The organism is Streptomyces zaehneri (genome assembly GCF_032248645.1).
GTDB classification, from domain to species: domain Bacteria; phylum Actinomycetota; class Actinomycetes; order Streptomycetales; family Streptomycetaceae; genus Streptomyces; species Streptomyces coriariae.
Genome location: NZ_JASTTJ010000019.1, coordinates 106,018 through 130,480, shown reverse-complemented (window position 1 = coordinate 130,480; position 24,463 = coordinate 106,018). Strand labels below are relative to the sequence as shown.

Here is a 24,463-nt window from a genome sequence, read left to right as displayed (position 1 = left end):
GTCTCGCCTCACAACTGAGCTGTTCTCACACTCCCACGATGTGCGTCGGGTTGTGGCCCTTCGGGATGGGCTCTGGGCGGATCGTCCGCGAAAAGTGATCAATGAGGACCATCTGCGGCAGTGGGCAGTTGGCCCTCCGGGTCAGTGTTGTCTTGCTTACGGCAGCAGTGCGGCGCCCGCCCCGGGCTGCGGGGTCAGGCGCCGCGTGCAGGGTATTCCGTCGGAATACGCGTCATCGCTTCCGCGTGGAGTTGAGGCGTTGGATGCCGAGGGCGTCCGCAACAGCAGCAATGTCCTCAAGTGCCTCGTTGCGGGGGTCAAGGAACCGCAGTGGGCGCTGGGTCACGATGGTGTCCTTGAAGCGCTGCTTGCGTCGGATGATGGGCAGCAGCTTGTCGTGCCAGTCGGGGTTGCTGCGGATGGCCTTGATGGCATCGTCTGCGACAGCTCCCCCGCTCCGCCGGATGTTGCCCTGGGCGTCGAGAGGGATGTTTGTGGCAAGGATGTGCTGGACCTCGGTCTTGAAGCCGAAGCGGCGGAACTTACGCGCACCCTTGTCCAGGGTGTCTTCGAGGTCCTGCAAGCCGATGATGTACTTGAACTCGTCGGCGACGCATCCGATGACCTCAGGGCCGACCATGGCGATCGACAGCAGGAGAATCCCGAGTGTCGGTCCGCAGTCGAAGAACATGATGTCCCAGCGCCCTGCGGGCAACTGCTCGTCCAGCACGTTCTGCAGCCACAGCACACCGGCGGGGTCGAGACCGAGGTTGACTTCCGCATCCGCCATCTCCGGCGTGCCGAGGATGAGGTCGAGGTTGGGGATATGGCGGAACGCGCTGTCGTCTTCGCCTTCACCGACGCGGTAGCGGGCCGGTACGACTGCTTCCTCAAGACCGTTCTTCCCTTGCAGAACATGGAAGATGGTGGGCTGACCCTCAGGTGGGTCCTGGTAGCCGAGGATGTGGGATGCGGTGCGCTGGGGGTCGAAGTCGGCGACAGCGACGGAATACCCTCGTCCGGCTGCTTCAACGGCGAGGTTGATGACGTCCTGAGTCTTGCCGGCGCCACCGGCGATGACGGAGCAGGCGAAGATGCGCGGCGCATCGGACGCGTTCGTGGTCTTCGAGGTTGGCAATGGTTCTCCTGAGGGTCGTGCTGGGGCGCCCTCGTATTCCGTCGGAATACCGCTGACTCAGCGATCGCCGTATTCCGACTGAACACGATCCTGCCTCACTTGCCGCCGAGGCGGTCCAGCTCCCAGTTGGTGGGCTGATAGTTGACGGCGGACTTGAGGTGGGCGAGATAGTCGCGGTCCTGGACGTCCCAGGGCCGGCTGTCATTGGCCGCGCGCTGCTCGGCAACTGCCAGGGCGACAGCCACGGCGACGTGGGCGGTCAGCCTTGCGTCGCCGGATGCGGACACCTCCGCGAAGTACTTGTCCGGCTTGCTTACGTTAGGCCCGATGGGCTTGGCGGCTGACTGGAGCCACTCGTGGGCCGTCTCCCGCGCGGTCTTGCTCGGGGCAGCGAGAAGGGCGGGGGCGAGAAGACGCAAGGTCTCCCGCGGGTTCGATGGGACCCCCAGTTCCAAGATTGTGCGGCAGGCCTGCACTCGCATTTGTGCCGCTTCAGCGCTTGGATCGGGTTTCGGTTCATTCTGGGTCTCGAGGGTCGTCCGCCCGGTTTGTTGGACGGAGGAGTCGAGGCCGGAGCCGCCTGGCTTGGTCTTTTCAGAGGCGGCGACCGTTTTCGGAGCTACCTCGGGTCGTGACTCGTCGGGGGAATGCTTCTGCTGCTGCGGGACGGGAGGAGCCGGCTCGGCCTTGGAGGTTGTGGGTGTCGGCGGTGCCAGAACCTTGGCCGCGGCGAAGGCGGCCTTGATTCCCTCCTCCTTCATGACCAGCCAGGCCTGCAGGTGGTGCTCCGGCGTAGGCAGCCTGTCGAGCAGGATCTCTGCCTCGCTGACAGCGAGTCCGTCCATAACGGCCTTTTGAACTTCGGTGGGCAGCTTCAGGAGCTTGATCCGGCGCGAGATGTGAGGCTGCCTGCAACCGGTCTGTGCGGCGACCTCCGCTTGAAGCAGCCCGTCGTCGAGCGCTCCTTGAAAGCCCAAGGCCTCTTCGATCGGGTTGAGCGGGATCCGCCGCATGTTCTCCGGCAGGCCGAGGAGTCGCGCCCTGGGGATCTTCGAGTTCGTGACTTTGCAGGGAGCAGTGTCGTGGCCAGCCCGTGCCAGCGAGATAGCCCTGTTGTGCCCGATCAGGGTGACGTAGTCCCCTGCCGGGACCGATCCCAGCCTTTCCTCCAGCTCGTCAAGCTTCTCCGGCTGGGTCTCAGCGAGGCGGGCGCGCCAGTACTCGAGGAAGCCTTCAACTTCAGCGACGGACAGGTCCTGCAGGACTCCGCCTTCTGCCTTGATCGACTCGGTGAGATCGTCGATGTCCTCGTCCCGGTAGACGAGACGGGGGTTGAATGGGTTGGGGTGGAGTTGCTCAAGGGGGATTTCGACGACCTCAACGGCATCAGGGTCGTCCCAGATGCTTCGGGACTTCTTCTTCTTGCCGAAAGTCATCGTGGGCCCGGAGGCGCCAGCGGCCATGAGGGGTACTCCTGAGACGAAAGGGTGCTAACTGCAGGTGACCCTAGCGGGCTGGTAGCCCGGTCCTCGCCAACGGGGCGGTATTCCGTCGGAATATCCGAGACTGCGAGGCGATCATTACACCCACTCTTGATAGCTCTCGTCCCGTTGTGTCCGCCCATCCAGCATGCAGCCGTGCATCGGCCTGGGGGACCGATATTCCGTCGGAATACTCGATCGGATGACCTCTCCCTGCGCCGCGTACCACGCTGGGTGTCAGGGACGGCCGAGCCAAGGTCCGGCTACAGCACGGAGAGACTCACAAACACGAAAGGCCCCGCACCCCGGATCTGTGTCCGGGGTGCGGTGCCTCATGGTCACGGTCTGTTGGCTGGACGGCCGCCAGTGGGTGGCCGTGGTTATCCGGCTTCCACGGAGCCGAGGAGCGCGCCGTACGCGAAGCAGGCACTCTTCCAGATACGGGCGGCTTCTTCGTATCCCTCCTGTGCGTGCAGGCGTGCCCAGAGATCAGGGAAGTTGCGGCCGGAGCCGTCCCCGTCTGGGTCGCTGTCCATCAGCATGGCGAGTTGGTCCGGGTCCCTCGGAACGTGTGGGTCGAGGTAGTCGAGCCAAGGGAGATGGGGATGCACGGTCACGGTCGTGCCAGGGACGTGCTGGGTGCTGGTCCGTTGCAGACGGAGGCCGGTGGCGATGGACACGGCCTGGTGGAGGTAGTCGTAGGGGCCGAGGCGTATGTCGGGCAGGCCCGGCCTGGCGAGGACGACGGCGTACTGCACTTCTGTTTCGGACGTCAGGAGACGGGAGGGTCGGGCTTCCCAGGGTTGCGGGGTGAGATCTTCGCGAAGCCGAAGCGGGTGGTGGGGGTGGCCGCCTTGCGTGATGGCGAGCGTGCTCAGCCGGTGCATGCCGGGAAGAGCGAGGACGTCGGTGACGCGTTGGGGATGGGCGTGCGTTCCCCACCCCGCGACGAGGGGGCCGCCGGTGTGTTCGGCGACGGCGGCCGCGACTCGGAGATAGGCAGCGCTCTCCGGCCCGACGGGGTCGTCCACCGTTGCCAGGTCGCGGGGCTTGGTGGCCCGCCACGCGTACAGGTTGACGATGAGGAGGGCTCCGCAGCCCCAGCTCTGGGCGTACTTGATGCAGCGCGCGGTGGTGGCGTCGTCCGTGGTCGCGTCGGCGGTGGACGGGTTCAGGAGGACGAAGACGGCGCTTTTGCCTGCGTCTGCCCACTCGCGTGCAAGCAGGTAGCGGTACTGGCCGCAGTCGGACAGGACGGCGGAGCGCCGCACCTCACGGGGTTTGACGGGTAAGGGTTTCGCCATCGGTGATCCGTTTCGTGGTCGGAGTGAATCTGGTCTTGGGCCGGCCGGTGTCCAACGCGGGCGGAGCGGTTCGACGTCTAGTCCTGGAGCTGACCTGTGGTTCAGGTCAGCCGGTCGGCGTGTTGAGAACGCGAGGCAGGTGGACGTGGAGGTGTTCGACCTCAACCTCCAGGCCTTGTTTGCGCAGGTTTCGCGCGAGGAGTTCGGTGAGGCCGCTGGCCCGGTGGCGGCCGCCGGCGCATCCGATGGCGATGTGTCGGGGCCCGGCGGGCAGCTGGGCGTAGGCGGTGAGGTTGTCGAGGAGCTCGCGGGCGCCGGGGGTGGCCAGGACGACGTCCTGCACGCGGGGGTTGAGGCCGTCGAGGTCCAGGATGTCGCGGGCGGCGGCAGGGTCGCGGAGGCGGTCGCGGACGTCCTCGATGCGGTCGGCCTGTGGCGGGACCGGGCGACCTTTCGCGTCCTGGTCGAGGTGGAGGTATCCGAACGACGTGAGCTTGATGCTGCGCTCAGACATGTGGATGGAGGGTCCCTTCGAAGAGGTGGGGGATCAGCGAGCGGCCGGAAACGGAGAGCGAGCCGCCCCGCGCGGTCAGTTGGCGGCGTGTGCGGTGGCTGCGAGGAGGGCGGCCAGGGCGCGGGGCTGGTCGGAGGCTTCCAGCGTCCACAGTCGGATGGGGGTCTGGTCGACGGTGGTGTCGATGAATGTCATCCGCCACCAGAGCCAGTCGGGCATGCCGTCCTGGTGGGGCTCGGTGGTGCCGTAGGCGCTGGCGCCGGTCCGGTGGGCGGTCGTGTTCAGTGCCTGTGCCCAGGTCTGTAAGGCTGTCCTGTCTTCGACCTGGATCAGCGCGGCCGGTCCGAGGCCTTTCACGTCGGCGGCGTCCACTGACTTCGCGGAGAGGTCGGGGTGGGCGGCCAGTAGGGCGGCGGCCGCGTCGGAAGCCCTAGTGCTGGGGGTGGGAGGGGCGGTCATGGTTCCTCTCGTTGCCGTGGTTCGCGGCGGCCGTCGTCAGGCAGTGGCCGCCGGGGTGGTGGGGTCGGCCGGCGGGGTGCTGGTGGCGGCGGAGGTCGCCTGCCGGGCGCGTTGGGCGTCGAGTTCGGCGTGGCGATGCTGGAGCTGGTCCATGGCCGTGTGGTCGGTCAGGGCCGTGGTGATCAGGTCCCGCTGGTATTCCATGCCGGCGACGACGCCTGCGTGGTAGCGGCACTGGTCCTAGGCTTCGAAGCAGGCCGGGCAGTCCTCCCAGGACACGTCGTACGGTGCGGTCTCCGGTCCCGGCCGCTCCGGGTCCGGCCGGTGGCCTGCGGGGGAGTCGGGGCTGGGGGTGAACAGGTCCTCCTGCCAGGTGGGCGGCAGTTCACGGAGGTAGCCGGCCAGGGCGGCCGCGATCGGCCGGTAGTGCTCGAACAGCGACGCCCAGACCCTGCGGGCTTCGGTGTCCGGGTCGAACCGTGGGGGCAGCTCATGGGCCTCACGGGCGTAGGAGCGTGCCTTCTCGCGGCGCTCTTCCCAGTGGTTGGTGTCGATGCCGGCCTCCACGGCCGCGCCCAGGATCTGGGTGTCGTGGAGGAACTCCGGTGCTAAGAGCGACGCGGCGAGGGTCTCGGCTGCGGCGGGGTCGCGGCGGGCGAGCGCGCCCACGGCCCGGTCGGTGAGGAAGGCCCAGCGGCGAGCCCAGAAGTCCGCGTCAGTGTAGGCGGTGGCGAGCATCCGGGTGCGCAGGCGGGTGAGGTGAGGGGTGCCGGTCATGAAGAGGAGTGCTCCTTCGTGCGGTGGGTGCCGGCGGGCGGCCGGAATCTGCGTCGACGGCCGCCCCGCAGGCATGAGGCATCCCGGTCGGGCCGGGCATGGGTTCAGCGCGTGGCGAGGGCGGCGCGGTGCTCCTGGCGGTGCTCGGTGGCCGCGGGCTCGGCGAGCTGCTTGACGTGGTGGGGCGTGCCGACGTCGCCGTGCTCGGAGCAGACGACGGCGTAGGCGGTGCGGCCGGTGCAGCCGGAGGCGGGGTCGCGCGGCTTGCCCGAGGGCTTCACCTTGTGGTCGCAGGTGGCGTTGTCGGCGTGTCGGGGTTCCACGTGGATGGTGACGCTGGCCATGGCTCTCATGTGGGGACGCAGGGAGCGCCGTGCCCTGTCGACGGGGACGGGGCACGGCGCTCGGGTTGAGGTGGTCAGGGGGTGTCGACGACAACGAGGAACTGGTCCGTCGGCAGGTTCATCACGACGCGGGCGCCGATGCCCTGGTCGCGCCGGGCGGCGGCGAACTCTTCCGCCGGCCACGAGCCGCGGGGATCTCCGGCGGGGAACCGCTCCAGGACGGTCCGGGTGGCCTGCGCGGTGGTGGTGGCCATCAGGCGTCGCCGCCGTTCACGCGCTCGTGGATCTCGATCAGCGTGCCGATGGTGTCGGGGCTCTCCGCCTCGCCGACCCACTGCCCGAGGGCGGTGAACACGGGCACGGCGTCGGTGTCGGCGTCGAACACCACGACGTAGTCGCCGTACCTGTCGAGAACCATCTCCTGGAGTGCGCGGGCCGGTGCGGTGGCCAGGACCTCCAGGGCATCGACGGTGAGCCGGGCGGGCTTCGCCGGGTTGTCGGGCTGGGTGAGGACGCCGGAGACGTGCAGCAGGTCCCCGGGCTGGATTTCGGTGAGCAGTGCGTGCACGATTTCGGGTTTGCTGGTGGTGCAAGACCAGATCACGTCGTCCACGACGTTGTCGGTGGGCGAGACGACCAGCTGGAACTGGGCGGTGTACAGCGTGGCGCCGGGTGTGGGGACGGTGTCGAGGAAGCCGTTGACGGTGAGGTTCTTGGTATCCATCAGATCGCCTCCACCAGGGCGGTGGTGCGGTGGGCGGCGTCGTAGGCGTCCAGGACGGCCGTGGCCGGGTTGCCCGTGTCGGCGACCCGGTATCCGTTGGCCCGCGCCCACGTCCGGATCGCGGCCAGCTCTTCCTTGCTGCGCTTGCCGGTCGCGGCCGGGGCCGTTGCGGGGGTCGGGGGTGTGGCGTCCTGGACCGCCGTGGCGGCGCGGCCGCCGGCCTTCACCGCGCGCAGCTGCTCGTGCGCGGCCTCGAGTTCGGCCTTGGCCTTGGCGACTCGTTCCTCTGCCTCCCGCTGGGCGGCGTCGGTGGCGCGGCGCTCGGTCAGCTCAGTGAGGTTGCTGCGGACGCGGGCAGCCCGGTTGCGGATGCTGGCGGCGGGGTGGCTCTCCGCCCAGGACAGCAGGGCCTCGATCCCGTCGGTGTCCGGCGTGCCGTCGAACGCCGGGACCACCGCCTCCGGGGCGTTGGTGCTGTCGTCCGTGTTCGGGACGGGGACGGCGGTGGGGGTGGGCAGGTCGGCGTGCTTCACGGCTTCGGCGAGTTCGCTCTCTGACAGTCCGAGCGTGCTGCGGACGTGCTCGGGGCTGTCGCCGTTCTTGAGCATGGAGGCGGCCGTGGCGGTGAAGGCGTTGGCGGTCATCGGATCTCCGGTGGCGGTGTCATCGGTGGTGGTGAGGTGCGGGAGCAGTCGCACGAGGTCGTCTTGGGCGCAGGGCAGTCCGAGGGCGCCCAGCAGGTCCGCGAGGTCGTCTTTGTCACGGGCGTGGTGGGCGACCACCACGGAGGCGGCGCTGCTCTGGTCACTGCCCAGCGGGGTGAGTTCAAGGGCCTCGGCTTCGAGGGCCTCTTTCATGTCGGTGAACATGGCTGGCCCTCCTACGCGGCGGTGGTGCGGGGCTTGCGCTGCGCGAGATCCAAGAGCTCGCGATTGCGATTCCGCTGCGCGTCGGTGAGCGGCCGAGCCTTCGCGCCGTGCCGGTGCCAGAGCGAGGATGCGGGCGGCTCCGGGTAGGCGAGGGCGTGGTCGACGCCGCGGTGGGTGTCACTCATGGGAGCCTCCAGGCGGAGGAGTCAGGCATGGTCGTCGCCTTGGCCCTGGGACTTGGGCTTCGGCTTGGTGTCCGAGGCGAACCGCCCGAGGCGGGCCTCGACGGGGTTGGCGGCTAGCCAGCTTTCGGCGCACACCTTGTGCACGGGCTCTTCGGAGTGCGAGCGCATCGGTGTGGGCCTCCCGCACAACACGCACGGCAGGTCCCTCCAGCGGTCGAAGTGCCGAGCGTCGCGCCATTCCAGGAGGCCGCCGGGAGCCGGGATCAGGCCCGGCTCGAACGGCGACTCCTTCTTGCTGGGACAGCCCTTCACGGCCTGAAGCCGGGCAGCTGCTGGAACACTTGCGCCACCAGGTCCGGCGACGGCTTCCAGGGCACGACCTGCCCACGTGCGGGGATGGGCAGGGCGAGCTCCTGGACGTCGTCGAGGACCAGGTGCCAGGCGGCCGGGTGGGCCCACTCCGAGCAGAGCGGCGCTCCCTCGGGGTCCTGGTGGCAGTCGGTGATCCGGGCAACGCCGATGACCGCGCCCGTGACCAGCTGACGGCCGCGGATCGTGCGGCCGATCAGCGGGGTACGCAGGGCGGGCTGGTCGATGGTCTTGCTCGTGTGCAGCAGCACCCAGCCGGTCCGCCACTGGCCGGGGCGGTTCTCCACGGTCTTGGCCCCGGCGAGGATGCAGGCCGCGTACGGCTGCCGGATGCTGATTCCGCGGATCCAGTCGCCCTCGGGCAGGGTCGCGGCGCTCATGCGGCCCGCCCCCACACCGCCGTGCCCGGACGCCCGACGCGGCGGCCGTTGATGGTCGGCACCATGGCGTGCTCGGGTGCGACGATGGCGGCGCGGCCGGTGTGCTTGCCGTCGTACAGCGCGGCGTCGGCGGCCCGCTGCAATAGGCTCAGGTCGCGGGAATCGACCGCGGCCGGGATCGCGGCACCCACCGAGGCAGCGACGTCGACGGTGCGGCCGTCGTCCAGGACGACGGGCGTGTGGAGCATGCGGACCAGCTGCGCAAGGCGCTGCTCCAGGCGGCCGGCGGGCAGCTCCAGGACGACGGCGAACTCGTCACCACCGAGGCGGCCGACAGCGCCGCGCGGGCCCGCCCAGGCGGTGAGCCGGGCGGCGGTGGCGGCCAAGACGGCGTCTCCGGCCGCGTGGCCGAAGTCGTCGTTCACGGCCTTGAAGTGGTCCTGGTCGATAAGGACCACGGCCGTGTCGTCGCCGTGGCGGGACAGGAGCCGGCGGGCGCGGACAGTGTATGAGTCGCGGCGCAGCAGGCCAGTCAGCGGGTCGCGGCGGGTGGCCGCAAGCTGCCGGTGCAGGGCGACAGCGTGGACCGCCCAGCCGGTCAGCGGCAGGGCGGCGGTCGTCAGTAAGAGGGTGCGCTGGCCGATCCGGCCCTGAACGCGCAGGAGGGAAGACATACTTGGGTTCTCCGTCTCGTCTCGTACGGGATGGATGGGCCCGGGGCAGCCGACGAAGCCGCCAAGCAGAGCGGCTGTCCCGGGCAGAGCTACAGCTAGTGCTCGGTGATGAGGCACTACCGCGACCGCCCCGACCTCCGTCGAACGGGGGCCGGGGCGGCACGGAGCGTCAGTCACGCGTGGCGCGGCTGGTCAGAACTCCCGATGGATCGTGATCGGCCGCCGGGGAGTTCGACCGGAGTGAGGGGTCGGTCACGTGGGAGGTGCTCCTGGTCTCTGTGGTGGGTGGCTGTAAGGCCATGGGATGGCCTCAGTGGTGACGGGCTACGTCAGTCGTCTGTCAGGTGTCGGGGGCGCGGGCTGCGTCGACGCTGTGGTGTGTGCGGGTCGTCGCAGTGGTCCGTCAGCGGGGTGTGCGGTGGACGCGCCGGAGGCCGGCCGAGCAGGCATCGCACAGGAAGCGGCACACCGCGGCGAAGGGGTCGGTCGTGCCGGTCCCGAGCTCGGCCAGGCAACCGCAGTTGTCGCAGACCAGGCCGAGGAGCTTGCGGAGTTCGTCGAGCTGGCTCGCGAACGCGGCGCGCTCGTCGGGGAGCATGGCGGCGACGATCCGCTGAGCGTCGTTCCGGTCACCGTCGAGTACGGCATGCACGGCTGCCGTCTCCGGGATCGTGGCAATGGCGCGTCGGTCGGGGGGCAGCAGGTCGGCGGCTGGAGGTCGAGGCCGTCGTCTTCGGCCGGGTCGGCGTCGGGGGGGCACCAGCGTTGCGGGCGTCTCGTACGGGGCGGTGATCTTGTCGAGGGCGGCGCGGATGCGGTCGGCGTTGCCCAGGACGAAGGAGCGCTGCTGCTCGGGCGTGATGCCGTTCAGGTGAGCGGCGGTCTCGTCCTCGGGCGGGCGGGCCGTCTCGGCCAGGTGCTCCAGATGGAGCGTCGCCACGACCAGCTCGCTGATCATCGGTGTTTCCGTGGCTCGGGTGCTGGGGCCCACGGCCTCGGCGGACTCGGGTGCCTCCGTGCGGCTGTGGGTGATGTCCATGGTCGTCATGGGGCGCTGGCCCTCCGTGTCGGTCGGAGCCCGTCTGCCGGGCCTCTGCACTGCCCCGGCCCGCGAGGGGTCGGGGCGGCACAGGGGTCCGGCAGGTCAGGCGCTGACCGGCTGGTCCTCCACCTCGTGGTTGAGGTGCTGCTCCAGGAGGTCGCGCACCTGGTCCATGGACGTGACGGGGACGGGCTCGTCCTCGGTCTCCGGGGCGACGAAGGCGTATTCGTGGGTCGCGAACCTGCCGTTCTCGTTCTTGCGGTAGTGCACGTAGGCGCCGTCGGTGAGGGGGAACAGGGCGCTGGTGGCGTCGATGCCCACCCACAGCTTGGTCTTGTGCAGGAGGTTCCCGGCGGGGTCGACCCTCCCGGAATACATCGCGGCCTCGTGGGCGCCGCCGGCCCGGGCGGCCTCGGTCAGGCGGTCGATGAGGTCCTCGGCGTCGGTGGGCAAGTCCTCGTCCGTCTCCTGCGCGCCCAGCCCGTAGGCCGGGGAGGTCGAGGTGCGGGTGAGGGCGCGCAGCGGCGACATGAACGAGTCGAGGAGCTCGCTGACCCCGAAGGCGAAGGCGATTGCGATGAGGCCTGCGGAGAAGGCGGCCCAGGTCGACGTGGTGCTGGCGGGCCAGCCGTCGACCCCGGCGTCGATCAGCAGGGCGGGCGCGTTGTAGCCCAGTACGCCGCCGGTTCCGGCGGCGGCCAGCATGACGACGTTTTCGAAGCCTGCCAAGGCGATGGCGGCGGTGGTGCGCATGGTCTTGCCCATGGGCTTCTCCTCCTTGGGGAGTCCGGGAGCAGGGTGGAAACGCGGGGAGGCCGCCTGATCCGGGATCAGGCGGCCTGTGCGAAAGGGCCGAGCAGCTGGTGGTGCGCGTCGCGTTGACCGGCGACGGTCCCGTGCTCGTCCTGAGGTTCGATGGGGTTCTCTGCTGCGTTGCCGTCCGGGGCGGGCACGGGCGTGAGGTCCATGGGGGCACCTCACCGTGGAGCCCCGACCAGGGCGGCGACCATCAGCCCCGACCACCGGTCACGATCAGGCAACGTGTTCTGGGCTGCCGTGGTCGGGGTGATGGTCGGGCCGACGATGACGGACCCGGGCGCTGGAGTGCTCGGTCCGATGCTGTGGTCGGGCCGACCACGCGGTGGGGAGGTCGTGGTTTCAGGCCGCCGTCGTGGCGGGGCCCGGGCGGGCGTCTGTCGGCGACGCGTCCCCGCTTGTCTCCTGGTCTTCGGGGGCGGCGGGCGCGAGACGGAGCCTGCGCTGGTAGAGGCGCTCGTTGATGACGTCGACGGCCTCGGTGTGCGTGACGTCGACGTGCCTTCAGCAGCCGCCCGCCGCTGGATGACGTCGCTGGTGATGCTCGCGCACGTCAGGTCGTCGTCGGGCTGCTCGGCGAGAGCCCGGTCGACGATGCGGGCGAGCTGGTCGGCGCGCTCGTCGGCCGGGAAGGGCATGGCGTGGCGGGAGTCGAGCAGCTGCAGGAGGTGTGCCGGTCCGGTCGGGACGGTGGTGCCGTCGCCGGTCTCCAGCGTGTACTGCTCGGTCCAGCCCGCCGACAGCGTGGTGCCGAGATCGCTGTAGTCGGGCTGGTATGTCCGCGTCGTGCATCGGGCCACGCATCCGGGCACCAGCCAGCGGGTTCCGTCGGGTTCCTGGGCCCAGTAGCAGGCCAGCGGCGGCCGGGGGCTGTTCGTCGGCGTGCTGGTCAACTGCAGTGTCCTTTGCGGGGTCTGGCCGTTCTCCGCCCGGTCCGCGCGGCGGGGGCGGGCCGGACGGGCAGCGGTCAGGTTCAGTTCAGCGACGGCGGCTGCTGGGTGGGGTCGTACGGCTTGTACGGGGTGATTTGGGGTGGCACGTGGATCTCGGCGCGCACCGCGGGGGCCTCTACGTCGACGTGGACGTCGACGATCACGGGCCGGGTGAAGCTGATGCCGCGCAGGGCGAGAAGGGACAGGGCAGTCCAGGTGAGGACGGCGATGCCGGCGGCGACCTGGCGGCCCGGCTCGGGGGTCGCGATCCACACCATGGTCACGGTGGCCGCTCCCCATGCGGTCCAGGTGAGGCGGGCCGGGGTGTTGCGGAGGTAGCCAAGGAGGAAGGCGACGACGCCGACGGCCTGCCAGGTGCCGTACGCGGTGGTGGCGGTGATCGGCAGCGTCTGGGTGTGGGTGGAGAGGTAGGAGCGGACCGGCTGGTCGATGGTGGCGAGCAGGCCGGTGTGGTCGTCGCTGGTCGGGGTGGACCACGGCAGGGCACGCGCCATGTCGATCACGGTGGTGCCGATGCCGTACATCGAGAAGAGTGCGGCGAGGACGGCAGCCATGATGATGCCGGTTTTGATCCATCCGGCCATGAGCTTCCAGCCGTAGGTGGGGGCCATCCGCAGTTCGTTCAGGCGCAGGCCGAGCCAGCCGTGTGTGCCGCTGAACTGCCTCCACCAGGTGTAGGCCGGGGCGTGGGCGGAGGGCTCCTGCTCGCGCTCGGCGTGGGTGTCGGGGAACGGGGTGACGCTCATGTCGTGTCGCCTCTCGGGTCGGCGGGATCGCTTCGGTGAGTGCTGGCAGGGCCGGTCGGCCTGGCCGGTCCCCGGAGCCACCGCGAAGGTGCGGGGCGGCGGGGACCGGGCGGGTCGGCGGGTCAGGTAGCTGGAGCTTGAGTGGCTGCGCAGTCGCGGCACAGGTACTGCCGCTGGGGGCTCAGCGGGTCAGTGAGAACGTTCGTGCCGATCGGGGTGAGGGCGTCGCAGCGTGGGCCGAGCAGCTCGCGCAACTGATTCACTTGCTGGGCGAGTTTGCGCGCGTTCGCTCGGCAGCATGCCGTCGACAATGCGCCGGGCGGCGGCAAGGTCCTCGGTGAGGACGGCGTACAGGGCCGCGGTTTCCGCAAAGGTGATGATGGCGGGAGCGGTCATGCGCTGCTCCCGGCGGTCAGGGTGGTGACCTTGTCTACCGGCCAGCAGGGCCCGGCGCACGGCGTCCGGTCGAGCAGCCGGTGGGGGTGGAGGATAGGAGCGCCGCTGGCGGCGTGCATGCCGCGGTAACGCCACACGATGCCGGGGCGGCGGCGGGCGTCGTCGGCGGGCACGTAGTCGGCGGCCAGGTCGTAGGTACGGCCGGTGGCCGGGTCGGTCCATGTGGTGAGCTGCTGCGATACCTGGTTGATGAGCCCCTGGCCGGGGTCGGTGTACCGGTTGACGAGGGCGTCCAGGCTGGAGCGGATCTTGTCGGCGTTGGTACGAATCCAGGCGAGGACCAGGTGCTGCTGGCCACCGGGCGCGTAGTAGGCGGCGCTGACGTGCGGGTCGGCCTCGCGTGCCTGGTCCAGGTGGGCGAGGGCGGCGACCATCTCGGTGACGACAGGGGCTTCGACGCGGACGACTCTGGCGGCGTGCTGGCAGTACTGGATCTCGGTAGGAGGGGTGGGGGTGGTGGTCAACGGGGGCTCCTTGCGGGCGGGTTGAGGGGGTGGGGCCGGGCGGCCTGGCCGGACCTCGGGGACGCCCGTTGGGGCGGACCGAGGACCAGGCAGGTCGGCAGGACGAACTCGGCGACGGCTACTGCTTGTTGCGGTTGCCGTCGCCCCACTGGATGTTCACGTCACCGCCACGGCCGATGACCCGATTGCCGCCGGTGTCGATCTGCGGGGCGAAGATGACCGTCTGTCCGCTGTCCGTACCGGAGCCGGTGTCGCCGCCGGCGTAGGCGGCGGTCTTGGCGAACAGGCAACGGACGACGACTGCGGCGCCGAAGAGGATGACGGCGAGGACGAGGGCCACCTTCCACAGCATGTCGAGCACGTCCACGAGCCCTCCCAGGGCCGGCGCGGCGATGCGGAGGGCCAGCGCGCCTCCAAGGGCAAGAGCGGTGAGGCTTCCGGCGACCATGCCGATCGCCTTGGCCCAGCCCGGCATCGGATCGTGCGGCGGTCCTGCGGGGAGGGGGTCCAGGCAGTGTTCCACGGGGCGGCCCCACGCTATGCGGCCGTCGGGGAGCTGCACCTGGACGGCGCCGGGTACGGGCACCTGGTAGAGGGTCAGAGAGGGGGCGGCCGCCTGCTGGACAAGCGGGTACTGCTGAGGCGCGGGCTGCCAGATGGCGGTGGGCACGGTAGGGGAGTGGTGGCCGACTTCCTGGTCGACCAGGTGCTGCTCGGTGTTCATCGGGCGCTCCAGGGGAGTCGGGCACGGCCGAGGCCGGCCACTGGGGAGAAGGGGCCGGCCTCGGTGACACGGGGGTGGAGGGTCGGAGGATGTTCAGACGAGGAGGAGTTCTGTGCGGGCGCAGGCGCTGAGCGGCTTCTCGGCGCCGCAGGTCTGGCACCAGAACTCGTCTTGCGGATCACCGCACGAGCGCATGCGGCCGTCGGTCCAGGACGCCACGCGGCAGCACTGGGGGCATTCGTAGAGGCCGCTCCAGTCGGTGGCGCCAATGGTCTGGAACTTGGTGATGGCGCTCATGGCTTCGTCGCGGTCCATCAGGACCGGGTGCGCGTGGGTGGTCAGGTCGACCTTCCCGACGATGCCTGCTCCGTAGAGCTGGGCGAGGATCGCGCGTGCGACTTCGAAGCTGACGTCGATGTGGTGGTCCTGGTGGAGCCGCCGTTTGATCATTGATGGCGAGCCGTGCCGAGGGCCCTCGGTGACCAGTTCGGTGGCGATGTGCAGGATGGTCCTGTTCTTCACGGGCTGTCTCCTTCGCGGATCAGGTGTCGACCAGGTGCTGTCCGGTGTTCATGAGGTGCTGTGTGACGGGCACGGCCGCAGCCGTGCCCGTCAGGGGAGAAGGGGCCGGCCGCGGTGACAGGGGCGTCTACCGCTCGCCGCGGTCTGCGGCGTCGTTGAGCTCAGCGAGCGTGGCGTACTGGGGGTACAGCCGGGAGCGGAGCTGTACGCGGATACCGACGGCGCGGCCGCTGGCCGCGAGTTCGGTCAGCAGGTCGCGGGCGGCCGGGTCGGTGAGGAGGTCGGTGGCCTCGTCCAGGACGACGGTGACCGGCCCGGCGGGGGCGGACTCGCTACCGCGGTGGGCGGCCCGTTGGCGGACCAGGTCGGTGGCCGCGTTCAGGAGCGGGAGCGCACTGAGGTCGGTGCTGGACATGGGCTATCTCCTTCGCGAGGGGGATCAGGCGGCGGCCATGTAGTCGGCGTGGTCGGTGTGGACCCAGGCGCCGTGACCGAGGTTGGTGACGGGCACCTTCGGGTCGTCCTTCATGCGGTTCAGCGCGGTGCGCACCCGGGGGCCGGGCACGCCCAGCGACCTGGAGATGATCGCCGGGGCTGCGGGCTTGCCGTGCTTGAGGAGGAACGCGACGATCTGCCGGGTTGTGTCGGACATCGTCGGGCCGTCGGGCTCCACGGCGTCCGGCACCTTCTCCATGGCCACGCCGGGCACCGGCGGCCTGGCGGGGTTCTTCGCCGGGGACGGAGCCGTGCCGGTGAACCGCTCGGGGTCGTAGGTGTACTGCTGGCCGGCGTTTCGCAGGGCGAGCATCAGGGCGTGCTCTTCGAGGATGTGCCGGATGATCGGCAGGGCGTCGATGCTGGCCTGCTCGATGCCGGTGGTCTCGCCCTCGTGGGCCAGGCCGAAGGGGTCCTCGACGTACGGGGCGCGCCACATCGCGGCACGGTTGTCGGGTCCGGCGAGGTAGCCGAGGCCGCCGGTGCCGGTGCCGTCGTTGAACTCCTTCGGGATGGCGCCCGGGTCGACGCCGGCCAGCGCGGTGCCGGCGGCCCGCTTGCCGGTCGCGGACGAACCGGAGCGCAGGACGGCGTTGTTGCCGCCCTGTAGCAGGTCGCGGATCAGGGTCTCGCCGCCCAACTCGCTCGCGTTGGGCGACTGGTTGGCGAGGCGGAACTTGATGCCGACCTTCCGGGCTTCCTTCGCGAGGTCCCCGATGATCCTTACGGCTTCCTCGCCGTACTCGGGGTCGTTGAGCAGGTCGTGCGCCTCGTCGAGGGTGATGGAGATCAGCGGGTCGGGATCGCCGGGCACGAAGAAGGCGCGGCCGACGCGGGTGCGGCCCTTCTCGTCGACCCACTTCATGCGGTTGTAGCGCTGGCTGCGCTCCTTCATCAGGGCGTGGACGGCGCGCAGGACGACGATGCCGAACGCGTTGCCGGGGGCGAACACGGCCACGCCGTCGGGCCAGTCCGGCAGCGACAGGCCGGCCTGCGGGTCGATGACGATCGAGCACACCAGCGGGCTGCGCCGTTCGATGCCGAGCAGCCCGTCCAGCAGGCGGGACTTGCCGGAGCCGGTGGTGCCGGTCACGAAGGAGTGCACGGCGCCAGAGCCCGGCAGGAAGAACCGGTAGTGCGCCTCTTCGCCGTCGTAGTAGATGCCGATCGGGGCAAGTCCGGTCGCCGGGTCCAGGACGTGCTGGGGGCCGAAGAGGGTGCCCTTCTTCAGCGGGTTCTCGGTGAACACGCTGATGCGGCCGCGGCGGGGACCGAGCCGCTCCATTGCGATCAGGTCGAGGTCGTCGATGTCGAGCGCGGACGCGGTCTCCACCAGCCGGATCTCGAACGTCTTGTTCCGCGGCAGGAGGATCTCCGACGACCAGCCGCCCTTGGGCAGGGCGAGCGGCGAGACGAGCTTGCTCTTGGGGTACGGGCCGTCCGTCACGGCGGCGTACTCCACCCAGTCCAGCATCTGCCGGGTGAGCTCGGGGGCTTTGGCCGTCGGGCGTCGTCCCCAGCGGCGCCAGGTCCAGGCGCCGTAGCCGAGCGACCAGGCCAGGGAGGCGCCCCACCAGGGGTTTTCTCCCCACTCGGGTCCGCCGACGCTCGCCATGATGGTGAGCAGGGTGGAGCCGGTGACCGGCATGGACAGGCCGATGTAGCGGTCGGTGTCGGAGGGCAGGGTGCGGGCGGGCCGCCACTCGCCCTTCCACTTGATGAGGCCGGGCACCCAGCCCCAGGCGCCGGCGCCCGCGGCCCCGGCGAAGCCGAGGGTGAGGGCGGTCTTCCAGCCGTCAGGGGTGGCGGACAGCACTTCACCGGCCGGGCCCATGTTGGCGGCCAGGGAGGCGAGGGTGAGGCGGCCGCGGTTGTCGAGCGCCCACTGCTGGAGGGTGCGGGACTGCTTCTTGCCGGTTGCCGCCTTGGCCAGGGTCTCGTTGTTCTGCGCAGCGACAAAGGAGGCGAAGTCGACCACGCCTTTCAGGTACTGGGGGCTGTGTTCCTTCGGGGCACGCACGGCGGTATTCCCTTCATGCTCGGGGCGTTGGAGGACGGGGTCGGGGGCCCGGTGCTCCCCACCGCCTCCGAACCGCGCCGGCTGGGGCGCGGGTCGGGGGCGTCTGGGCAACACAGGGACCGGGCCCGCCAGATCGGCGGGCCCGGAAGCCTGGTCTGCTGCGGCTGGTCGGCGCTATTCGGCGTCGTAGAAGGTGTTCTGCGCCATCGGGACGTCGGCGTCGTCGACGGCGTCCTGGATGCGGCCGTGGTTGCGGTGCGCGGTACGCGCGGCGGTCTCGGCCTGGTTGACGGAGATGTCGGTGGCGTTCTTGTACGCGTCGGCGGCCGTCTTCTGCCCGTTGATCAGGTCGCCGAGCATGTTGACGTTGCCGACGGTGTACGTGTCGACCTTGAGTGCCTTCAGCTCCTCCGCGATGCCGTTCATCCGCTCGGCCATCTCGGCGGACCAGGCGGCGAGGTTGTTGACGTCCTCCTGCCGCGACTCGACTTCCGCGCGGATGGTGTTCAGGGCGTTGAGCAGGGCGCGGTGGTTGACGACGTCACCGATTTTCGTGATCGCCATGGGGCGGGTTCCTTCCTGTTCGGGGCCGGGTTCGGAGGCGACGTCCTCGATGACGCCGCTGAAGTCCTCGGGGGCGTCGATGTCGGCGTCCGGGGCGATCAGCCCGTATCCGGGGTCGTCGGGGGAGCCGAGAGTGACGATGTCGCTGTCTTCCCAGCGGCCCCGGTCGCTGTCGCGCTCGTAGTCGGCGTCGAACCAAGGCAGTTCGTCGCCGGGGTGGCGGGGGTCGTAGATGACGGTGGTGCCGATCCGCGTGTAGTGGACGTTGACCTGCCGGCGGATGCCGTGCACGTCCTTGTACTCCCACACGTACGGTTCGACCCGCCGGGGCTCGCTCACCGGTCGTAGTAGCCGGCCTGGGCGGCCCGCTCGACCGGGGACGACTGGACAGCCTCGGCGATGCCGCCGTGGGACTTGTAGGCGGCGGCCGCGGCGGCCACGGCGAAGTCGCCGGCGTCCTTGGCGGCCGCCCCGTATGCGGCTGCGGCCTGGGACTGGGTGCGGATGGAGTCGCGCAGCTCGTCGATCTCGGCGCGGGTCTTGTCGTCGACCTCCAGGTCGGCCAGCTCCGCCTCGATCTGGTCCAGCCGGTCGGACAAGGCCTTGTCATCGGCGGCGATCGCGATGGCCTCCTCCGAACGCATCTCGCACATCGCCTTCGTGAGCGTGAGCGCGTTCATCAGCCCGTCCAGGGTGCGGATCTCCGGGATGACCGAGGCAGGTGAGGACATGAAATCTCCGTTCTGTGCGGGGTCGGGCACCACGCTCAAGTGGCGGCGCTGTGCGGGTGCTTCGGGTTCGGTACCGGCGGGCTTCGGCTCGGAGGCCTTGGCTTCGGCCGCGCGGGCCCGCTCCTCGGCCGCGGCCTCACGTTCCTTCGCCTCGCGGGCTTCCTTCTGCGCGGCAAGGACCTTGTCCCTGGCGGCCTGGGAGCGGGCTTCCTCGGCTTCCTTCTTCGCCCTTTCGGCCTTCGCCTCCGCCTCCTTGATCGCCTGATCGAGGGCGGCGTTGAGGTCTATGTAGGGGCCGCCGGTCAGGAACGGGATGCCGGTGCCGTCTTCGGGGGTTGCCGGGGCGGCTTTCGCCTCCTCCGGCTTTTCATTCGCGTCCGGATCGTCGGCCTTCGCGTCGAGGTCGACGGTCTTCGGCGGCTCGGTCGGCTTCGGCGGGTACGGCGGGTACGGCGGGCGGGGTCCGGCTTTCGCCTGCGCCGCTTCCGCCCTCCTTTTCGCCTCGAGCTCTTCCTTCTTCCGCCGGCGTTCCTCCGCCTTCACCTCCATCTTGCGGCGGTGCTCTTCGCGGATCTCCGGCCACCGCTCGCGGTAGCCCTCGCCGACGGCCTTCCACATGGTGGAGCCGGTCTCGGTGATGACCGCGAGCGGGTAGGCCGCCTTGCCGCCAACCTTGGCGCTGCGTGGCGCCCGGGAGCTGAAGGTGCCGCCCGGCTCAGTCGGGCTGGGCGACTTGACCACCGTGGTGGTCTTGTCGTCTGTCGAGCCGCTGGCGGCGACCTTCTCGACGACCTCGCGGGACTCGGGGGTGTCGTAGCGGCGGTTGTTGACGCCGGCCACCTTCTCCACGCCGCGTGCTCCGGCGTAGGCGATGGCGACCAGCAGCAGCAGTTCGAACACGACTCAGCTACCTCCCTGTTCAGGCCAGGCCGAAGGCGCCGGCGACCAGGCGGCCGACGGTCGTGACGACCCAGGCCAGGGAGGACTGGATGAAATCGCCGATGGGGCCGGGGATGGTGGAGGCGAGCACCGGCAGGATGGCGCCCAGGATCCGGGTGCGCATCTCGACCTTGCGGGTGACCAGGTCGTTGACGAACACGAAGGTCACGGCCAGGGCGGGGAAGCCGGTGACGATCAGGCCGGTCCACTCGCCGATCGAGCTGGTCGCCCAGGTGTTGATGGTGTTGACGGTCTCGTTCCACCAGCGGCCGGCCGGGGTGGCGACCATGGCGGCCGAGGCGGTCGCGATCAGGAGGGCCTGGGCGCGGTCGGTGTGCAGCTTGTTGGTGATCTTGTTCAGGCCGGGCAGCTTCTCCGCGTAGTACAGGAGAGCGGCGGACCCTGCGCAGGCCCCGCCGGCCGCGGCGCTCACAGTGGCGTCGATCATGGAAAAGTCGTCCTTCCGGTACTGGGTTGGGGATTTGACGGTTAATCACGGAACGTCGTAATCTCGCGCGCGCACGGGCGCGCCTGTGCGCACGGGTGTGCGCGGCCGCACGGGTGGGGTCTGTTTCCTCTGTTACAGCGGCTTGTCACAGGGCTCGTAACAGCTCGCGTAACAGCCGGGCGGTCACTGTGCGTGCGTCTCGCGGATGTTCTCGAGGGCGGCCGCGACGGCCTCGTAGGCGCGGTCCCGGGCCTCCTGGGGGAGCTTCTCGAGGACGCTGCGGAGACGGTCGAAGGTGACCTCGGCGACCGCGTCCGGGCCCTCCTTGCGGGCGTCCTCCAGGCGCCGGCCCCAGTGCTCTGCCTGCCGGGCCTGCTTCTCGGCCCGCTTGCGCCTGAGCGGTTTCTTGCGCTGCGGCGGGTTGTTCCACGGCGCGGTCTGCGTGTCGCTCACCTGCGGTTTTGTCTCCTTCCGGGGCGGGTTCGTGGCAGGGTTGGTATCGGCGCTTCGGCGCCTTCACCGCGTCCCCGAGTTGTCATCAGCAGCTCGGGGGCCGGTGGAACCGTCGAAGCGGATCGTTTTCGCAGGTCAGCGGGCTTTCCGCCGGTGCGGGAAGTGCGGGTGGCACCACCAGCAGCCCGGCCCGTGGCCGTGCTCGGTACGGGCGTGGGCGAGGAACGTGAAGGTGGCCGGGATGCCCAGGAGGCCTGCGGCCACGGCCAGCGTGCTGAACACGTACAGGACGGTGTTCACCGTCGGCTCCTCTCGATCGGTTGAAGGTGCTGGTCAGGCCGCGTCGGCGATGCCGAGGATCCGGCGGGCGCGCTTGCGGCGGTCGTGGGCGGTGGTCACCGACACCCCGAGGTACTCGCTGATCTGTTCCAGCGTCAGGTTGTCGTCGCCGTGCTCGCGGATCAGGTCCGCGACCTTGCGGGCGTCCCTTTCGACCGGCGTCATTCGGGCTTCGGCTTCGAGCTCCGCGGCTTTCGCCTCGGCCTGAGCGGTCGCCTCCCGGTCCTGTGCGATCCGGCGTCCGGCGGCGGTCTTGTCAGCTTCCGCTTGCATCGCCTTCGCCTCTTCTTCGAGGCGCAGCCGGTTGCTTTCGGCAGCCGCGCGCCTGCTTTCGGCGGCCTCGGCAGCGGCCTTCTCGGCGGCGGCTTCGGCCTCCTGGGCCAGCTGGTCGGCCTGCGCCTGGCGGGCGCGGGCCTCCGCGATCTCCGCGGACTCCTCGGCCTGCGCCGCCAGTTCCTGCCGGCGCCGCTCGGCGTCCCAGTTGAGCTGGGCTTCTTCCTGCTCGCGGCGGGTGCGGTGAATCTCCGCGTCGGTGTCCGCCTTGAGCTTGATGACCTCCGCCTCGGCGCGTGCGGAGCGCAGCCGAAGCTCTTCTTCGGCCTTGCGAAGCTCGATCGTGGCGGCGTTCTGGGCCTCGGTCCGGGCGATCTCCAGACGGCCTTCGGCGCGGATCGCCTCGGCCTCCGCGTCCAGCTTCGCGGCGCGGATCCGGGCCTCCGTTTCGACCTGGCGAAGCTCGCTTTCGGCTTCCCGAAAGCGCGCCCGCTCGGCCCGAAGGCGTTCCTTCTCGGTCTCGGCCTCGGGGACTTCGAGGGCCTCTTCAACCGAAAGTCCGAAGTCGGCGAGCTTGATCGGCAGAAGCTCATCCGAAGACGCGGTCCGCCGCCACTTGCTGCCGTAGCGTTTGCGGAGCATCTGCCGGTAGACCATCCGCTCCTTGTCGAGTCGGAGGGCGACCTCGTACGAGGTGATCTCCCACAGCTTCATCTGCCGCGAAATGCGGGCGGTCGCGATCGGGGAGAGGAACCAGCGCGACAGCCGGACACCGTCCATCGACGGGCGACCCTTGGCCTCACCGATGTGCGCCGCGTACAGGTGGGCGAAGATCTCCGAGAAGACCACCCACAGCGAGGCGAGCACCGCGTGACCCAGCTGGGCGGGCAGTGAGACCGACGACTCCCAGTTGAGGTAGATCGTGGCGGCGGTGCCCAGGCGCGGCACCCACTTGACCCAGCCGAGCGGCTTGTCGAATCGGATCAGCAGCAGGTTCGCCAGGGAGAACCCGAGGATGGATAGGTCGATGCCGATGGGCAGCATCCACGGGAACTCGAACTGCCAGCCGCCCTCCGTGATCGGGGTGGCGGCCTTGTCCTCCACGGCGCTGTAGGAGGAGACCAGGCCGAGGCCGGAGACGCCGCTGGCGAGCAGAATGCCCAGGCCCATCAGCCACTTCTCGCCCGTGCCGAGCGGCAGGGACTTCTTGCCGGGGCCGCCGTCGGCGTCGACGACGCCCTCCGCCAGGACGACCTCGTCGTCGGCCGGTGCGGGCAGCCGCTCGCGCTCCTGGTCGTGGGGGGCGTCCGGGGGACTGGGCGCAGTCATGAAGAACTCCTTGATTGTCCGGGACAGAGACGGTGGGGGCCCGACCCAGCCGCCAGGGTTCGGCGGTCGGTGCGGGCGGATCAGGCAGCCGTCAGGCCGTGGCCACGAAAGGCCGGCGCGGGGCGATGACCCGGCCGTCGGGGAGCAGCTCGCCGGTGTCCTCGAAGAGCAGGAGGCCGTTGCAAAGCAGGCTCCAGCCCTGCTCCGGGTGAGCGGCAACGACGTGCGCGGCCTCGCGGTCCGAGCTGTGGGCCGTCGGGCACTTCGGGGTGTGCGTGCACAGCGAGTCCGGCAGCCGAGTGGTGTCGGTGGTGGTCGTCGCGGTGTCGAGCTGGGTGTTGCTGCGCATGGGCTCTCCTGCGGGGATGCGGGCCCGAGACTCTCCCGGGCTGGAGGCGTGCGAAAGGCCGGCCGCCCGTCGTGCGGGCGGCCGGCCTGGTCGAACAGTGCGGAGTAGGAGCGAAGTTGGATTCCCGTCCCGTGTGCGGGTCAGCCTCGCGTCTTCTTCTGCCGAGCGAGGTAGGCGTCCTGGAGCCGTTCGAGCGACTCGGACAGGCGCTGGCCGGTGCCGCATCGCGCGTCCGGCGAGCACCCGGTGCAGGTCTCACCGTGTGCGCGGTTGGCGGCCGCGGCCTTCATGTAGCGGTCGTACAGGGACTCAGCCATGGGCACGACGGCCGAAGTCGTGTTGCTCGTTGGTCCGGCGAACCGGGTCCTCCAGGCGCTTCTGGTCGGCGTCCGTCATGCCGTCGCCGCCCTACTGGCCTGGAGCCGGCTGCGGGCGGCACGGCGCTTCATCGAGCGCCGTTCATCCTCGGACAGTCCGCCCCAGACGCCCTCCTGCCCGGACTCCAGCGCCCACTGCAGGCACTGCTCGATGACCTGGCAGCGGCGGCAGACCGCCTTGGCCTCCTCGATCTGCAGCAGCGCCCCACCGGTGTTGCCGATCGGGAAGAACAACTCGGGGTCTTCCTCCCGGCAAACGGCGCGATGCCGCCAGTCGACGCCGGCCTCGGAGGCGGGCAAGTGGGGAGCCGAGAGGCTGACGAGGTCCTGGATGTCCTGCATGGGGGTCCTCCGTTGAGATCGCAAATGGGGCAGCCCCAGGAATGCGGCGTCCCTGGGGCTGCGGGGGGGGAGTGGGGGCGGCTGGGCGCGGTGATCTGCGGCCCCGCCAGGTGCGGTGGTGCTGCAATGGCAGAAGCTGACCTTCCGACCGTCCGCCCGTAAAACAGCTGGTGTTACTCAGCGCGAAGGCGGCACCTGATCCGCTTGCCGAGCGGCGACGGCTCGACCGTCCAGTGATCGGTCAGCAGGTCGAGCAGGTGCAGACCACGTCCGGACATCGCCTCGGCGCTGTCCAAGGCGCCATCGCGGCGGTCCGGCTGGCCCGGCACGGCGTCGTGAACGATTACCTCGACGCCGGACGGGACCGCGGACACCTCGGCGATCAGCAGGACGGGCTCGTTCTCCGAATTGGCCCGCAGCACGTTGCCCATCAGCTCGGACACCACGAGTTCGGCGGAATCGGCGAGGCCCGGGTCAGCGCTGTACGTCGTCGCCACCGCGCGGGTCAGCGCGCGAACGGCGCTGAAGGCCTCCCGGGAGGCCGTCATCTCAGCGCAGAAGCCCCGCCGCCGCTCGGTCAACGCCAGACCCGGCACCGAGTCGGGGACCATGAGTCGTTCGTCCACGGCCGCGGCGTGCAGAGTGCCGGTACCGAAGACAGCGACCGTCACCGGGCCCCACTCCTCTGGTCGTGCTCCCTGGCCCGGCGCAGGCCCTCGTCTTCCTGGCTCGGGTGCTCGTCCCCCTGTGCACCGAGCGGTGCCCGGGATGCCAAGATGTTCTTCAGCAAGGTTGTTCTTCCTCTCACTTGAGATGGGCGGACGATCGACGACGGCCCCGGGGCGCAATCCCGGGGCCGTCGT

36 protein-coding genes are annotated in these 24,463 nt (G+C 70.1%); all 36 read right to left on the bottom strand.

Going from position 1 to position 24,463, the window contains the following annotated elements; genetic code table 11:
* Window positions 1-232 precede the first annotated feature (232 nt).
* Window positions 233-1,138: a ParA family protein gene (locus QQM72_RS28080; RefSeq protein ID WP_314223631.1), complete on the bottom strand. Its 906-nt coding sequence runs from the start codon at window positions 1,136-1,138 to the stop codon at window positions 233-235.
* A gap of 95 nt (window positions 1,139-1,233) precedes the next feature.
* Window positions 1,234-2,601, bottom strand: coding sequence for a ParB/RepB/Spo0J family partition protein (locus QQM72_RS28075; RefSeq protein ID WP_314223630.1), 1,368 nt, complete (start codon window positions 2,599-2,601; stop codon window positions 1,234-1,236).
* 398 nt (window positions 2,602-2,999) lie between these two features.
* Window positions 3,000-3,923, bottom strand: a complete 924-nt coding sequence (locus QQM72_RS28070) for a DUF1643 domain-containing protein (RefSeq protein ID WP_314223629.1) — start codon at window positions 3,921-3,923, stop codon at window positions 3,000-3,002.
* 106 nt (window positions 3,924-4,029) lie between these two features.
* Window positions 4,030-4,437, bottom strand: coding sequence for a RapZ C-terminal domain-containing protein (locus QQM72_RS28065; RefSeq protein ID WP_314223628.1), 408 nt, complete (start codon window positions 4,435-4,437; stop codon window positions 4,030-4,032).
* Between the two features lie 75 nt (window positions 4,438-4,512).
* Window positions 4,513-4,896 (bottom strand): hypothetical protein, encoded by a 384-nt coding sequence (locus tag QQM72_RS28060; RefSeq protein ID WP_314223627.1) that lies wholly within the window; start codon window positions 4,894-4,896, stop codon window positions 4,513-4,515.
* 36 nt (window positions 4,897-4,932) lie between these two features.
* Complete coding sequence (locus tag QQM72_RS28055) at window positions 4,933-5,100, bottom strand: hypothetical protein (RefSeq protein WP_314223626.1); 168 nt, start codon at window positions 5,098-5,100, stop codon at window positions 4,933-4,935.
* 36 nt (window positions 5,101-5,136) lie between these two features.
* On the bottom strand, window positions 5,137-5,673 hold the full coding sequence (locus QQM72_RS28050) for a hypothetical protein (protein WP_314223625.1): 537 nt from the start codon (window positions 5,671-5,673) through the stop codon (window positions 5,137-5,139).
* Window positions 5,674-5,777: 104 nt separating this feature from the next.
* Entirely contained in the window at window positions 5,778-6,017 is a 240-nt protein-coding gene (locus QQM72_RS28045; protein WP_314223624.1) for a hypothetical protein, read from the bottom strand.
* Between the two features lie 74 nt (window positions 6,018-6,091).
* On the bottom strand, window positions 6,092-6,271 hold the full coding sequence (locus QQM72_RS28040; RefSeq protein WP_314223623.1) for a hypothetical protein: 180 nt from the start codon (window positions 6,269-6,271) through the stop codon (window positions 6,092-6,094).
* On the bottom strand, window positions 6,271-6,741 hold the full coding sequence (locus tag QQM72_RS28035) for a hypothetical protein (RefSeq protein WP_314223622.1): 471 nt from the start codon (window positions 6,739-6,741) through the stop codon (window positions 6,271-6,273). The genes QQM72_RS28040 and QQM72_RS28035 overlap by 1 nt, the downstream gene beginning before the upstream one ends.
* A complete protein-coding gene (locus QQM72_RS28030; protein WP_314223621.1) occupies window positions 6,741-7,610 on the bottom strand; it encodes an Lsr2 family DNA-binding protein in 870 nt (289 codons plus the stop codon). Before QQM72_RS28030 ends, QQM72_RS28035 begins: the two co-directional genes overlap by 1 nt.
* 11 nt (window positions 7,611-7,621) lie before the next feature.
* Window positions 7,622-7,795 carry a hypothetical protein gene (locus tag QQM72_RS28025; RefSeq protein WP_314223620.1) on the bottom strand — a complete coding sequence of 58 codons (174 nt, stop codon included), beginning with the start codon at window positions 7,793-7,795 and terminating at the stop codon, window positions 7,622-7,624.
* A gap of 21 nt (window positions 7,796-7,816) precedes the next feature.
* A complete protein-coding gene (locus QQM72_RS28020; protein WP_314223619.1) occupies window positions 7,817-7,963 on the bottom strand; it encodes a hypothetical protein in 147 nt (48 codons plus the stop codon).
* A 140-nt stretch (window positions 7,964-8,103) separates the two neighbouring features.
* Window positions 8,104-8,544 (bottom strand): ASCH domain-containing protein, encoded by a 441-nt coding sequence (locus QQM72_RS28015; protein WP_314223618.1) that lies wholly within the window; start codon window positions 8,542-8,544, stop codon window positions 8,104-8,106.
* A complete protein-coding gene (locus QQM72_RS28010; RefSeq protein WP_314223617.1) occupies window positions 8,541-9,218 on the bottom strand; it encodes a GGDEF domain-containing protein in 678 nt (225 codons plus the stop codon). Before QQM72_RS28010 ends, QQM72_RS28015 begins: the two co-directional genes overlap by 4 nt.
* Before the next feature lie 403 nt (window positions 9,219-9,621).
* Window positions 9,622-10,266 (bottom strand): hypothetical protein, encoded by a 645-nt coding sequence (locus QQM72_RS28005; protein WP_314223616.1) that lies wholly within the window; start codon window positions 10,264-10,266, stop codon window positions 9,622-9,624.
* 96 nt (window positions 10,267-10,362) lie between these two features.
* Window positions 10,363-11,025, bottom strand: a complete 663-nt coding sequence (locus QQM72_RS28000; protein WP_314223615.1) for a hypothetical protein — start codon at window positions 11,023-11,025, stop codon at window positions 10,363-10,365.
* A 65-nt stretch (window positions 11,026-11,090) separates the two neighbouring features.
* Entirely contained in the window at window positions 11,091-11,228 is a 138-nt protein-coding gene (locus QQM72_RS27995) for a hypothetical protein (protein ID WP_314223614.1), read from the bottom strand.
* A gap of 9 nt (window positions 11,229-11,237) precedes the next feature.
* Complete coding sequence (locus tag QQM72_RS27990) at window positions 11,238-11,969, bottom strand: hypothetical protein (protein WP_314223613.1); 732 nt, start codon at window positions 11,967-11,969, stop codon at window positions 11,238-11,240.
* Between the two features lie 80 nt (window positions 11,970-12,049).
* Window positions 12,050-12,775: a hypothetical protein gene (locus QQM72_RS27985; protein ID WP_314223612.1), complete on the bottom strand. Its 726-nt coding sequence runs from the start codon at window positions 12,773-12,775 to the stop codon at window positions 12,050-12,052.
* Between the two features lie 189 nt (window positions 12,776-12,964).
* Window positions 12,965-13,171 (bottom strand): hypothetical protein, encoded by a 207-nt coding sequence (locus tag QQM72_RS27980; RefSeq protein ID WP_314223611.1) that lies wholly within the window; start codon window positions 13,169-13,171, stop codon window positions 12,965-12,967.
* On the bottom strand, window positions 13,168-13,695 hold the full coding sequence (locus QQM72_RS27975) for a hypothetical protein (protein ID WP_314223610.1): 528 nt from the start codon (window positions 13,693-13,695) through the stop codon (window positions 13,168-13,170). Before QQM72_RS27975 ends, QQM72_RS27980 begins: the two co-directional genes overlap by 4 nt.
* Before the next feature lie 118 nt (window positions 13,696-13,813).
* A complete protein-coding gene (locus tag QQM72_RS27970) occupies window positions 13,814-14,419 on the bottom strand; it encodes a hypothetical protein (protein WP_314223609.1) in 606 nt (201 codons plus the stop codon).
* Window positions 14,420-14,512: 93 nt separating this feature from the next.
* A complete protein-coding gene (locus tag QQM72_RS27965; protein ID WP_314223608.1) occupies window positions 14,513-14,941 on the bottom strand; it encodes a hypothetical protein in 429 nt (142 codons plus the stop codon).
* 127 nt (window positions 14,942-15,068) lie between these two features.
* Window positions 15,069-15,356, bottom strand: coding sequence for a hypothetical protein (locus QQM72_RS27960; protein WP_314223607.1), 288 nt, complete (start codon window positions 15,354-15,356; stop codon window positions 15,069-15,071).
* 24 nt (window positions 15,357-15,380) lie between these two features.
* Window positions 15,381-17,456, bottom strand: a complete 2,076-nt coding sequence (locus QQM72_RS27955; RefSeq protein WP_314223606.1) for a hypothetical protein — start codon at window positions 17,454-17,456, stop codon at window positions 15,381-15,383.
* Between the two features lie 174 nt (window positions 17,457-17,630).
* Window positions 17,631-18,359: a hypothetical protein gene (locus tag QQM72_RS27950; protein WP_314223605.1), complete on the bottom strand. Its 729-nt coding sequence runs from the start codon at window positions 18,357-18,359 to the stop codon at window positions 17,631-17,633.
* Window positions 18,356-19,651 (bottom strand): hypothetical protein, encoded by a 1,296-nt coding sequence (locus QQM72_RS27945; protein WP_314223604.1) that lies wholly within the window; start codon window positions 19,649-19,651, stop codon window positions 18,356-18,358. Before QQM72_RS27945 ends, QQM72_RS27950 begins: the two co-directional genes overlap by 4 nt.
* Before the next feature lie 19 nt (window positions 19,652-19,670).
* On the bottom strand, window positions 19,671-20,138 hold the full coding sequence (locus tag QQM72_RS27940; RefSeq protein WP_314223603.1) for a hypothetical protein: 468 nt from the start codon (window positions 20,136-20,138) through the stop codon (window positions 19,671-19,673).
* A 183-nt stretch (window positions 20,139-20,321) separates the two neighbouring features.
* On the bottom strand, window positions 20,322-20,591 hold the full coding sequence (locus tag QQM72_RS27935; protein WP_314223602.1) for a hypothetical protein: 270 nt from the start codon (window positions 20,589-20,591) through the stop codon (window positions 20,322-20,324).
* Between the two features lie 135 nt (window positions 20,592-20,726).
* On the bottom strand, window positions 20,727-20,891 hold the full coding sequence (locus QQM72_RS27930) for a hypothetical protein (RefSeq protein WP_314223601.1): 165 nt from the start codon (window positions 20,889-20,891) through the stop codon (window positions 20,727-20,729).
* 33 nt (window positions 20,892-20,924) lie between these two features.
* On the bottom strand, window positions 20,925-22,532 hold the full coding sequence (locus QQM72_RS27925; protein ID WP_314223600.1) for a DUF2637 domain-containing protein: 1,608 nt from the start codon (window positions 22,530-22,532) through the stop codon (window positions 20,925-20,927).
* 91 nt (window positions 22,533-22,623) lie between these two features.
* Window positions 22,624-22,815, bottom strand: coding sequence for a DUF5999 family protein (locus QQM72_RS27920; protein WP_314223700.1), 192 nt, complete (start codon window positions 22,813-22,815; stop codon window positions 22,624-22,626).
* A gap of 206 nt (window positions 22,816-23,021) precedes the next feature.
* The gene (locus QQM72_RS27915) at window positions 23,022-23,198 is read right to left on the bottom strand and encodes a hypothetical protein (protein WP_314223599.1); all 177 of its coding nucleotides are present in this window, start codon (window positions 23,196-23,198) and stop codon (window positions 23,022-23,024) included.
* A 75-nt stretch (window positions 23,199-23,273) separates the two neighbouring features.
* Window positions 23,274-23,600, bottom strand: coding sequence for a WhiB family transcriptional regulator (locus tag QQM72_RS27910; RefSeq protein WP_449657439.1), 327 nt, complete (start codon window positions 23,598-23,600; stop codon window positions 23,274-23,276).
* A gap of 173 nt (window positions 23,601-23,773) precedes the next feature.
* The gene (locus tag QQM72_RS27905) at window positions 23,774-24,271 is read right to left on the bottom strand and encodes an ATP-binding protein (protein ID WP_314223598.1); all 498 of its coding nucleotides are present in this window, start codon (window positions 24,269-24,271) and stop codon (window positions 23,774-23,776) included.
* Window positions 24,272-24,463: the final 192 nt, after the last annotated feature.